This window comes from Sulfuricurvum sp. (assembly GCF_041651515.1).
Taxonomy (GTDB): Bacteria; Campylobacterota; Campylobacteria; order Campylobacterales; family Sulfurimonadaceae; genus Sulfuricurvum.
Genome location: NZ_JBAZJF010000011.1, coordinates 20,694 through 33,396, shown reverse-complemented (window position 1 = coordinate 33,396; position 12,703 = coordinate 20,694). Strand labels below are relative to the sequence as shown.

The 12,703-nt window shown below is 43.8% G+C and carries 12 protein-coding genes; all 12 read left to right on the top strand.

What is annotated here, in order from left to right:
* The first annotated feature begins 9 nt into the window (after positions 1-9).
* The gene (locus tag WC407_RS13685; protein WP_373023239.1) at positions 10-282 is read left to right on the top strand and encodes a hypothetical protein; all 273 of its coding nucleotides are present in this window, start codon (positions 10-12) and stop codon (positions 280-282) included.
* Entirely contained in the window at positions 283-567 is a 285-nt protein-coding gene (locus WC407_RS13680; RefSeq protein WP_373023238.1) for a hypothetical protein, read from the top strand.
* Complete coding sequence (locus tag WC407_RS13675; protein WP_373023237.1) at positions 567-857, top strand: hypothetical protein; 291 nt, start codon at positions 567-569, stop codon at positions 855-857. Before WC407_RS13680 ends, WC407_RS13675 begins: the two co-directional genes overlap by 1 nt.
* Before the next feature lie 10 nt (positions 858-867).
* Positions 868-4,986, top strand: coding sequence for a beta strand repeat-containing protein (locus WC407_RS13670; RefSeq protein WP_373023236.1), 4,119 nt, complete (start codon positions 868-870; stop codon positions 4,984-4,986).
* Complete coding sequence (locus WC407_RS13665; protein ID WP_373023235.1) at positions 4,987-6,972, top strand: hypothetical protein; 1,986 nt, start codon at positions 4,987-4,989, stop codon at positions 6,970-6,972. It begins immediately after the preceding gene.
* A gap of 39 nt (positions 6,973-7,011) precedes the next feature.
* Entirely contained in the window at positions 7,012-7,308 is a 297-nt protein-coding gene (locus WC407_RS13660; protein ID WP_373023234.1) for a hypothetical protein, read from the top strand.
* A gap of 12 nt (positions 7,309-7,320) precedes the next feature.
* Positions 7,321-7,620, top strand: coding sequence for a hypothetical protein (locus WC407_RS13655; protein WP_373023233.1), 300 nt, complete (start codon positions 7,321-7,323; stop codon positions 7,618-7,620).
* 394 nt (positions 7,621-8,014) lie between these two features.
* Positions 8,015-8,185 carry a hypothetical protein gene (locus tag WC407_RS13650; protein ID WP_373023232.1) on the top strand — a complete coding sequence of 57 codons (171 nt, stop codon included), beginning with the start codon at positions 8,015-8,017 and terminating at the stop codon, positions 8,183-8,185.
* Entirely contained in the window at positions 8,185-10,170 is a 1,986-nt protein-coding gene (locus WC407_RS13645; protein ID WP_373023231.1) for a glycosyltransferase, read from the top strand. The genes WC407_RS13650 and WC407_RS13645 overlap by 1 nt, the downstream gene beginning before the upstream one ends.
* On the top strand, positions 10,157-11,428 hold the full coding sequence (locus WC407_RS13640; RefSeq protein ID WP_373023230.1) for a radical SAM protein: 1,272 nt from the start codon (positions 10,157-10,159) through the stop codon (positions 11,426-11,428). Before WC407_RS13645 ends, WC407_RS13640 begins: the two co-directional genes overlap by 14 nt.
* Complete coding sequence (locus WC407_RS13635) at positions 11,425-12,021, top strand: class I SAM-dependent methyltransferase (RefSeq protein WP_373023229.1); 597 nt, start codon at positions 11,425-11,427, stop codon at positions 12,019-12,021. The genes WC407_RS13640 and WC407_RS13635 overlap by 4 nt, the downstream gene beginning before the upstream one ends.
* Before the next feature lie 35 nt (positions 12,022-12,056).
* Entirely contained in the window at positions 12,057-12,665 is a 609-nt protein-coding gene (locus WC407_RS13630; RefSeq protein ID WP_373023228.1) for a class I SAM-dependent methyltransferase, read from the top strand.
* Positions 12,666-12,703 lie beyond the last annotated feature (38 nt).

Sequence of the window (12,703 nt, the reverse complement as noted above, 5' to 3'; positions counted from 1 at the left end):
GTGGAACATATGGAGATCCCTGTATCTTGTCTGGAAGTGCGTGAAAACGGAACTGCTTGTGCTAAAATCAAGCAAAAGAATGGCTCAACTATCCCGATCACAGTTTCAATCGAGGACATTCACAAGCAATATCCGCATATGAAAAATATAAATAATTTGTCAGCTCTAATAGGTTTGCTCAAGAAGAAAGGCGGCACTTACAATTTACCGAATTTCAAATGCAAGGATAAGCGAAAGGAACGCTTGGAACGTAGAGCTGAAGAGGAACGCTGGAGTAAATAAATGTCAGATAACATGGTAGCCCCTGATAAGAAAAAGCACTTCATACTGATGTTCATTGGAACCCTAGTGACATCTATATTCAGTAAGAACGCTTGGATCGGTGGATTGATAGCTGTTTCTGTAGGAATTGCCAAAGAGTTATTCGATTATTACTTTGGAACCACCGGATTCAGCTTTGATGATATGGTAGCCAACATTCTCGGTATATTCTCAGCAATGTTAATATTCCTGGCAGTGGTTGAAATCAATGATTATTACATTAAGAAAAAGGAGGGAAATATCTAATGGCAATGATAAAATTAGAAATCAAATACGAGCGAAAACCGGAAAAGACTCTAAAAATGAGTCAATTGATGAAGGATCTATTGACCATTGAAGAGAAACCGGAACAAGGCAAAACCAAAGGAAAACCCTTGATTATGCAATTTGAAAGCATATCTCAAAAGGACTGCAAAATCGAATTCAATTGCTCGGAAGCCTGGGACATCAAGGATAATGTGATTTCCCTAATTGAAAGTGTTGAGGCTTTCGAATGGGTAGAAGAAGTCGTGGACTTCAAGAGATCCAAGAAATAGAGGAAACCGAATGGCTGATAGAGTATGGACCAACGGTAATGCGACCGGCATCTTGAACGATGCGCTAAACTGGGATACTGGATTGCCAGCAGCAGGTGACAAGCTGATATTCAATGGTGCAGTATCAAATGATGGCATCACAGTTGATGTTGTCGCTGGCATTTATGGAAATATCGAAGTCAAAGGAAACTACACTGGTACAATTACTCTCCAGGTAGCAATCGAGTTTGCAGCCGGAGACATCGGAAACGTATCTGCCAGTAATTGCACGTTCTCAGGGGCTTACGTAGTCACATTCGCTACACTAGATGTGGATACAGGTGATGCCCTGACCCTGGCGAGTGGGGCGTGTATAACTATCGAGGGGGCTTTAACTTGCGATGGCACAATTGCTCCCAGTACAGGGTCCATAATCTATGTGGATGATGGAACCGTAACAATCACAGGCGTTCTTGGTACCGCGACAACAGATTATGATTTGACCATTCGTGGAGATCTAGCAGTTTCATCCGGGCAATTAATTGCACCGGATTCATCAGGAACTTTTCTATTTTATGCTGGATATACATGGAATACACCTACAACGTTCACGCATTCCAGTGGGAAAACAACATTCTTGGGAAGCGACACTACAACTATCGGTAATAACTCTACTGGATTTTATAATGTTGACATAGCCAACTTCACAACCGTAGCATCCGGGAACTACAACATCACAATCGCCGGAAATCTGGATATTGGCGGCGGGGTTTCAGGGACATTCACAACAGGGACCGGGACGAAAAGAATAGATGGAACGCTGAATATCGGCACTGGTGCGTCTTTTGGCACTGCTGCCACTGCCTACACCTTAGACTTGAATGGTAATCTACTGACGAGTACAGGAACACTGATTGCGCCCAATGCTACTGGTAGTTTCACGTTTGCAGGGGCTTCATGGAAAACGCCTACGACATTTACAAATTCAAGCGGCACAGTGACTTTTGACCTGGCAGGCACTACAACGCTTGGTAACGACAGCACTGGCTTCTACGCGTTCACAATCAATACGGGAGCAACACTGGATACTTCGGCTGCCAGTTCATTTGCACTTACCGCGTCAAATGTCATTAGCCTGTCCGGAACCTTTACGACAAATGCCTCAGCATTATCGATAGCAACAGGAGTCACGACAGCTTATGGGTTGACAATTCTTGCAGGTGGCGTTTTCACAGGAGGTAACGGTACTCACACCATTGGGTCTATCAACTCCAACACGGCTACATCTACATGCACTATGACGAGTGGGATTTGCACGATTAACGGCTCTCATATTCTTGGGAACGGGAATGCTATTCTTCTAAGCACAACAAGCACATTCACCGCAAGTGGGGGAGGAATAATATTCACCAACACAGCAACGACTTACATCTTTGGTGGGGGAAAGTCACTCCATGATGGAACATTCAATGGATCAGGAAGTTACCTTATATTAACGAGCATTACTTTTGGCGGAGCATTAATAATCAACTTTTCAGTTACCTCCAAGGCCGTAGCTACATCTGGGGGTACAATAACCGTAACAGAATTAACTACTGTCACAGCAGGGGGCTTGACATCTCAGAATGTATCATTCAGTATTTTCCTAGACGGGGGCCTCACGATCAACGGGGGCTTTGTCTCTCATGCAGGAACCGGCTATTACCGTGTAGTTGGGGCATTCCTTTTGTCCAGTGGGACATACACTCATACTGTGAACACAATCAGCTCGTTCAGCGGGCCAACGTGGCAGGTCAACGCGGGAACGACCTTCACTGTGACCAGCGGAACCACTAAGTTTTACGGTGGGGGTGCAATCACAGTTACAATGTTGAATGTGGTAACTCCGAACTTCAATAATATCGTCACAGATACGGCAGGAACGTCGGTCACGCAGGGAAGCGCAATCACAGTAACGACCTTCTTCACAATGGCTACGACGATCCTAACGACCTGGGACACTTCGGCTGCAAACAGTTACGCCTTTACCGTTGGCTCTACATTTGGAGGTAATGGTGGAGTCTTCAATGCTAACAATTCCACTCTTACTTGTAATGGAGGTTCCAATATCTTTGGAAACAATATAACATTTAACGGTGGAACGGGAAGTCATTCATTCGTTAATGTGTCACTTGCTGCATGTACATTCCATGCTACAAGCGGTAACACAATACTCAGGTCATTTGCTGCCACTACATTTACGACCTTTAATGCAAATGGAGGAACACTCGTATTCTCCGGCACAGCAACGATTGACAACAACTCAGGCGAGAACTTCAATAATGTTTCGACTAATGATGGTGTTGCAACAACAACTACACTGGCACGGGCGCTCACCATAAGTGGGACGTTGGTAGTGAATACATCAGGAGTGTTCAACACATCTGTCACAAATTACACCCTAACTGTCAATGGCGCGACCTCTGTGACTGGGACATTAATCCCAAACCTAAGTATAATTACAATAAATGGCACAGTTGTCATAAATGCTGGCGGTATATTCGGAACGGATACAGCATATACTCTAGACATAAATGATAATTTATTGGCAAGCGCAGGAACATTAATCGCACCAAACTTATCAGGATTATTTACATACAGTGGTGCAACATGGAATACGCCAACAACATTCACACAATCAACTGATGGGTATCTCCAATTTGATAGGGCAGGAACGACTTCATTAGGTAACAATTCCACACAGTTTTGTAGTATATCTATATCCAATGATGCCACACTTGATACATTGACATACAATATTACTATGTCAGAATGGCTTTTTATCGGAGATGGAACATCAGGAACATTTACAGCGACTTCTGGGACGATATCAATAGGATCGTTACTCGATTTAATAGATGGGGCATCAATGAGTTGCGGAACATCAAACTTAATTGTAGCCAGTGTAACCACAATAATTGGTGCGACATTTGATGGGGGGACTGGGACCAACGACATGAATAGCATATCGATAGATGCGACATCAACCTGGACGGCTACATCTAGCGTTACCACTTGCTTCAGCACAATCACTATCGCAGGCGCGTTTATTCATAGCAATGGAGAAATCATATTTGACGATTCAGATAGTATGCCTGTGATGTGGGATATAACAACGAATGATCAGCATTTCTACGATTTTACTCTTTCAGGAACTGGTTCGACCAAGAGATACACCATTTATGGAACTCTTTACGTTGATGCAAACATGTCAATATCCACATCACAATCACAGCTAAACCTTGCCCCAAACGATAATAATGTCTATGTCTCAGGAAATGTAACTTTTGCTAGTGGCTGTGTCGTGTTCCATGCAGATACCGGGTGGTGGTACTTTGACGGGACCACGATATTCACTGATAGTAATTCCCCAGTCAAAGATATTGGAAATATATCCATAACTGGATTATTCACATTAGCATCAGGGATTCATGTGTATGCATTTGAACTAGGGGCAACAGGCATATTTACCGCAACCGGGGCTTACGACATCGAAATAGACGGAGCAACATGCTCAATCGTATCGGGAGGGCTATGGACAGCGGGTACAGGGACCGTATCGTTCACATTGACGACTACTTACACGGATAACAGCGTTGTGCCTCAAAATATAGGTTTAACAGCCGTCTCCGGCGATTTGACATTGGGAAGTGACATGAAAACGGATGGCATTACAATCACAGGCTCACTTACCGGAGTAACATTTACTCTCTTTTCAACAGGGGGTATTGACTTCACCGGAGGCCTCTATGACATTGACTCATCCACGTTATACCTCAACGGTACAGGTCAGCAGACAATTACAATGGCTGGTAATTACGTCTTTAATATAACAGTCAATAATACCCATGCTTCAGAACAGGTGATATTTGCGGATCACTTAGAATTTGCCACTGGCGGCACCCTTGAAGGCATTGATGGCCAGATTCTATTCCAATCTACAATCAATTTGATTAATGGGACACTCAAATTCACAGGCGCGGAAGATATGACGATTGATTCTTATGGATCGGCAGAACTGGTTGTCGGAACACTGCACAGGAATCATGCATCTACCATCGTCAGCTCAGTTCTGATTGTTCCGTTGAGCGTCATCGTGGAGGTGCCGTAGATGCAGGAAACCAGATGGACCGGGACCGGCGAGAATCAGAAGGCAAGCAATCCGGATAATTGGGACAATGGCATTCCAGACAAGGACAGGAAAATAACCTGGGATGGCATAACCTCTGATTCCATCGAGATAGAATGGGATCTCACTGATGAGTCTATCGAAGTCGAAGTGCCACCATCCAATGTCTCGATAATTGTGGACCAGATATGTATCGTGGACGGTGACATCCGGATTCCAAAAGCATTGAGAGATATCATCCTACTGAGTCAGATGCCTCCGGAATATTTCCTTGATCGAACATTCACAATCGAGGAATGGAATAATAAAGGTCCAGGCTGGGAACCGATAGACCGTGCCTGGTACTACAATGGTACCCCCATGCTACCCTTCTTTGGAGTTAACGCAGATGGCTCATTCTCTTTCAACACCACATATACATCCTCTGGCACTGGAGACTGGGACAATGTAGCCACATGGGGCGGCGGAGGATTTCCGGCAATAACGGACATTGCAATAATCTCGAATACCCATGTAGTGTCTGTCAAGGGAGGCGAAGCCTGCCTGTCATTCACCGTGAATCTTGGCGGAACCCTGCGATTGGATGGTCAGACCGATACAGCCAATGCATCTTTAACATGCTCAAATGGGTCCACATCTACCAATAATGGCACAATTGACCAGATAGGTACAGGAACTAAATACGCTCGAATCAATGGCGTAGCAGGCTATGGTGCTCACATCATAACCGGCAGCCAACCGACATTTGGTAGTGGGCATTGGTATTTCGGCTCTGGAACGCATTTTGATATGGCCATAACCACTGGCGCAGGCGGTTGCTATATTGCTGGACTCGTATCGAGCCATAATCTAACGATAGAATCTAGTGATTCTTTGGATTCAGCCTATGCTTATGGATTCATCACCTTAAATGATGGAAGCTTACCAATCGAAGGATTCCTAGTAATTTATTATTCCGATGGAATATTCACAGATAACCGGATTTCACAAGTACCCCAGGTATATGATTTTAGGATAAACCCTGGTGTTACTACAACACTCGGAAATCACGCGACTCTTCAACAGATAGATATTCAGGGGATATTTGATTTAAATAATTTTAATCTCGCCCTAACAAACTCAGCAACTATGTCAACTGGCGTTGGGATATTTCTATATTCCACAGGTGAATACATAAAAGGAACTGGATCACTAACTATAACATCACCCAATGGAGGTATGAATGATTTCCTATGGTCCAGTAAAACACCGACTGATGATTTTGGAGCTATCACGTATACCAGTGACCATGACTTTGAGATCCAAAGCGATATTACCATAACATCATTATCTCTCAATGGTGCAGGCACCTTTTTCAGCGGTGACGATGCTCTCACTATCCGTAGCAACGTGACAATAGCCAATGGATTTAGTTGGACTCATGGCACAGGAACCATCGAATTCAATGTTACAACTACATACACAGACAATAACGCGACAGCTCAGGACATCGGGGATATCTACATTTCCGGAACTCTCACCCTTGCGAATGCGAAACCGATCCATTTCAAAGAAATTGAAATAGATGGTACATTTACATCATCTGGCGCGAATGTAATAACGTGCGATGGTCAATGGACATGCACTGTTGGGACATTCGTGTACAGCCAATCCCATGTACATTTTACAGCCACCGCACTGATTACCGGTATGGTAGGCCTTACGAATGGGTTTTATGACCTAACAATAGACTTGGGGGCCATTGTCACCACAGATTCTTATGTCAGTGTCAGTGGAACCAAGACCGTGACTGGAACCGATAACAGGACCGGCACAACATCAAGCATCACCCACGTTTACAATGATTTAACAATCACCGGAACCATGAACAGTAAGCTCCTGAAGGCTAGTGAAATCAAATATACCGGGTCCAAGAAATCACCAGCTCAATCTCCCTACCAGAACATGATTCACAAGGGAGGCAGTTAAATTGAATTATTCCAATGGAATACAGTTGGAGGGGCATTAATGACTGATGAACCAGTTACAAACGAAGCACTCAAGCAGGCGTTTCAGGATCAGAAAGAATTCATTGAATACCGTTTCGATGAAATGAAAGGGCAGATAGGCAAAATCTGCAAGAACGATAAGGATCAGGACCGCAGGATACAATCCTTAGAGCATCGGTCCGATACTCAGGAAAAGAAATGTACTGAGCATCTCAAGCAGGAAGTCAAAGAATCCGATGATACTGCCAAATGGTTCATTGTCGGAATGGGTTGGGCATTGACAATCATTGCACTGGTACTTTCAGTGCTGACATAGGAGGAAAAGAGAATGGACATAGCAACAGTAATTGAAACAATATTGATAGGGATTGGAAGCGGATTCATTGCAGCCATCATAGGGTATATGAAAAGCATGACCACAGAACCGTTCGACTTGAGCAAGTTCGTGCCTGCTATCCTGCTCGGCGCAGTAATTGGAGGCATTATGGCATTTGCCAACGTGCCGTATGACCAGGCATATCAAATCGGTGTAAGTGCCGGATTGGTTGCGTTAATAGAGAATGCTGCCAAGGCCATAGTTAGGAACCTCAAAGAATGGCTAAAAAATAGAACCCATCCTATCGAATAAATACCTTACCAGGCATGTATCCACATATTAGGGTACATGTCTCTATTTATCTAAAAGGATATAATTAAATATCTAGGATATAATCATAGGTCGATGGATGCACTCTTAGCTCAATGCTCTAAAGAAGAGCAGAGCATTGCCAATTTATACGCATTATGCAAGTACCTGTCCAACTATACTTTGAAGCATCACGAAATCAAGTTTCTCTATGAAAATACTCATCTTTCCTGCAAAGGTTTCATCAGGAAAGTGGAAAAGATTAATCTCTCGAAGATCCCATTGGACTCAATCAGACAGAATCAAAAAGAAGCCCTGGAACATCGGAATAAATGGAAATTAAAAGCAGATGTATACCATAACGAGATATGGAAGAAGCTGAACGGAGGATAATCCAATGGCAAACGTAAGATGGTACATTGATGTCAAATATAAGGATGATACCGAAGAAACATTTGGCCCGTATGACACTGAAGATGAATGCAATGTCAAATGGAAAGAACTGGCGAAACAAACAGCCAAAATCAAAACCATCGAGAAAAGGCGCGAGATCAATGAGGAACCCTAATGAAGCGAGTAGTCCTGATAATTGACGTAGACCGGCCTAGAAGCCCACTACTGACCCAATTTCAGGATTATCTATGCAATAATGAATTCAAGGATTTCATATTTTACAAGGACAGCCATACAGACTTGCCTCTGGAAGATATCGTTGCCATGCGATTGAATGGAAATCCACCGGATATTTTATTCACTGGGTTCATTCCAGGATACTTTGTGAATCACAATGCGAAATATATCCAAAATAATAATATTCGATTAATCATTTGTAGCGCAGATAACTGGTTATTCGGACAGCAGGATAACGTCCGGGGTTGCAGTGAGGTAACAGTCGATGCAATCATCACGCGCACTTCTGACGGCTTGGATGTTGTCAAAGAATACAAAGAACAGCACTGGAATATGAAGGATGCCAAGATAATCCATGTTCCCTGGGGCATTGACGAAACGAAATACGAATCAAGCAATCTCAAATTCATCGATGTAAGCTTCATATCTTCAATTTCACCAGGCCATTTCATGCATGAGGACAAACAGAAAGCTTTCCAGATCGTGAAGAAACTGACTGATTGCTTCGTGCATACCGAGAATGTCTTCGGGGAAACGTATATCGATATCCTCAAGCAGACCAAGATATTCATTGTTGCTGGCAGTGCCTACAAGGGTACCTTAACTCAAAAATACCTGGAAGGCGCAGCTAGTGGATGCCTGTTGATTGGAGAGATACCATTCGGTTCCAAGAATATCTTTGCCAATGGTAAATCGATTGTAGAGGTAACTCCGGACTCCTACGATAAAATACCCGAGCTGGTGAACTACTACCTTTCCCATGAACCAGAACGGGAATATATCGCAGATCAAGGGAAACGGAATGTTATCAAGCATCTGGGCATCCAGAAGGTAGTATCAGACTTCGTATCTGATATGGCGCGTATCATGAAGCCAATCACTAAGGAACCCATCCCTGAAAGACCTCAACCTGTTCAACCGCCAACAGTTTCCAAGCCAGGTATGACCATTCTGATTCTCTGCAATGATAACACAGCCAACAACCTGTTCAATCTGACCTATACAATCCGGAACTACTTCCCACAGCATAAGGTCACGATGATCCAGTGCAAGGAGAATTACCTGAATTATCCAAAGGGCGATTACATGGCTCGTCAATTAACCCGAAAACAATTTCTGGACATGCTCCGCGAGGCAGATTATGTATTCCTGAACGAATGCCTAACAGATTTCAGGTATCCAACAGAGGGTTTATTCGCGGATGGGACCATGATAGACCTCAGATTGGAACTATCCTCCAGACAGAAGGTTATCAGGCACAGCAATGGCACCTATGCCCGGAAGTTCCACAAGTCCCTGAATCCGTCATGCAGAGAATATAACATACTCCAAACTGCCAGCACACCGGACTTGAACGAAATCTTATCCGGTAGCCTATGGCTGCCGCAACCAATACCACTTTACCGAGATTCGTATGATTTCAAGCCTCCAAAATACAAAAAGAACGGCCCGATCCTGATTTCTCATTCCCCAACGAATAGATTAATCAAGTCCACTGACCATTTCCTCCAGGTAGTCGATGAAGTCAAGGAAATATATCCGGAGATCGAGTTGGACCTGATTTCAAACACGACTCATGTTGATTGCATGGCCCGGAGAAGGAAATGTCACATTCATTTTGACCAATTGATGCTCGGGGCTTACGGTGTTGCATCCTTAGAAGCCCTTGCAATGGGGCAGATATGCATTGTAGGGCTTGAAAAGGTCGAGGGCTATATTCCAGGTCACTCGTTCATCAATACCCCCACAGAATCGAGTTTAAAGGCCGGTCTAATCGAGGCGATAGAACTTTTACAGAGCAACGAGTACAAAAAACATCTAAAAGCAGGTAGGGAATGGGTTGAAAACACTCATGATGCCCGAAAGATAGTGGAATACGTCCTGTTGCTATTCAGGAGGATGGGGTACTTTGGCAGCCGGTAAGCGAATTGCATTCGTGAATCCACCGAGAGTCAAAGAAGGTTTTATCGAAGCAGAGGATTGTTGCTGGGGGGCCAGTAGTAAGCTCGTTCTTCCGGCAATGCTGCTATCCTGCGCTTCTCAGATCAAGGATGCGATATTCATAGATTTAGCGATTGATAACCTTAATGACCTGAAAATACTGAGTCCAGATATCATTGTTATTCCCCTGGCATGGCAGTACCACAGGGAGACTTACAACACAATGGCCCAATTCTGTTCACAGAACGGAATCCAACTGGTCGTTATTGCGGTCCCTCCAGGCTATGTTCAGGATTATGCCATGCTCGAACCGAATCCGCATATGGTGGTATATTCCGAGCCTGAGACTGTCTTTAAGGACTGGGCAGACCATGAATTCAGCGATGAATGGAAATATGATCCTGCTAATTCAGGAATCGCCTATTATTCCAGTGGAATAGTTACGCTTCGGGGAATTCGAGATTGTGAGTTTGACAAAATCGGCAGAACCAATTACGCTTGGTTAGTGCATCCACATTATAGAGATAGATATAGGGTAGCGGTTGTTCAGGCTACCCGGGGATGCCCCTACCGTTGCCATTTCTGCGTTTGGGGCGGGTCAACTATCACGGATAAATCCTTCAAAATGCGGAATCCGAAGGTAGTGGCTGACGATTTAAAGGCAGTCTGGAAAATATTGAACCAAAAATTTATCTATCTGTTATCTGCCCAGCTCACCACGAACTTAGACTGGATAAAGGAATTCCATAAGAACATGGTCGGTTCAGGGGTCCAATTCCAAAGCAATGTCCGGATTAATGAAGTCACTGACGAGAAATTGAAATTATTATCGGAATCCGGCATGACCAATACCAGTGTCGGTGTTGAGGCACTAACTGATAAACTGCTATTGAGGCTCAAAAAGGGCTATGACATGGAAACTGTCAAGAAAGGATTGGTCATCATGGATAATAGCGGAATTCCATATCATGTCCATCTGAGGCTTGGGTATGGCGAGACTGTTGAGGAAATCGCAGAGGTTCACAAGTCACTAGACGAACTGGCAAAGCTCAATCTGAAAAATATGCGTGCTGATTTGGGGCCATTGATATTCTACAAGGGAACAGTATATGGTGATAACCATCCATGTGAATCAGTACCAAGCCCGAATTACACTGAGAATTGTCCGATGATGAAAGGCATCCCGAGAGAATGGAACGCTATCGGGCAGAGGCTAATTGAAATGGGGTGGATAGGATGAGCGAGACATATCAACAATATTGGAAAGACAGATCGTGGAGTTGTATCAGGGAAGGCATCAAGACAGTTGATAATTATGCCATGAAGTGTTTTTTAATGGAGACCAAGCCTAAGATGTTACTCGAGATAGGCTGTGGACTTGGCAGGTTCCTTCCATTGTACAAAGATGTGGACCAGGTATTCGCTACTGATTTAGTAGATGAACGGATTACCCATTGCAAAACCCTGGGATTCGACAATTACAAGTTCGAAGTCCTGGACATATCCAAGCAAACATTACCTTTCGCATTCGATACAATTGTCAGTACCCAAGTTTTATTGCATATTCCACCGAAGCATATCGCCAATGCAATCAAGAACATGGTTGACATGACCAATGATAATGGTCATTGGTGGCACTGCACTAACTATGCCCCTGTCAAGTTATCGGCCCCGGATGCGGATTACAGTCCGGAATTACCGACAGCCAATAGCTTTTCTCATCCATTACCAGAATTGTTTGAAAATGCAGGAATGAAAGTCATAAGCATGGAGAATATCCAGTTTTTCAATGGCGCGGTAAACACGATATTCGTGTGTAAAAAGGAGGTCTAGCCATCGAAGGTGACGAGCTGAAGGAATTTTACCAAATGCTCGCCTCAAGTTATCCGGAAGAAGCACTCAATATGTACACTACCCAGGGAAAGAAGTTGTATGAATTTGTCTGCTCGGAACTGGATAAGCTCAGTGGTTCACTGATTGAGCTTGGCTGTGGCAAAGGCAGGTTTGCATTGCATTATGCAGACCGTCATCCAACTGACAAGGTATATGGCATTGACCTTGCTGAGAATAACCTGAAGATCGCCAGGTTGAGGGCCAAATTGATGAATTATTCTCATGTCAGATTTATCCAGGGAGATGTTACCAAGCCCCTACCATATCGCCATTTCTCAAATATCATATGTATTGAAACAATTGAGCATCTCCCCGATCTCGGCACTTTCGTTCAAAACATTAAGACCATTCTGAATCGCGGAGGGACATTCATCTTGACAACACCCCATGAACTGCGTTGCACCAGGGATGGAGGTTATATCAAGCCGAATCACTATCTACAATCATTCGGAATCACGGATAAATACTTTCATTCAGGGTACACGTTACCGGAACTCAAGATACTGTTCCAGTCGAAGGATTTCGAGATTGTCAAGAGCATTGTCGCGTTAAGTAAATCCGTATTAATTCTCAAGCGTTTATAATGAACGCAAATATTATATACACCTTTAGGTATATACAC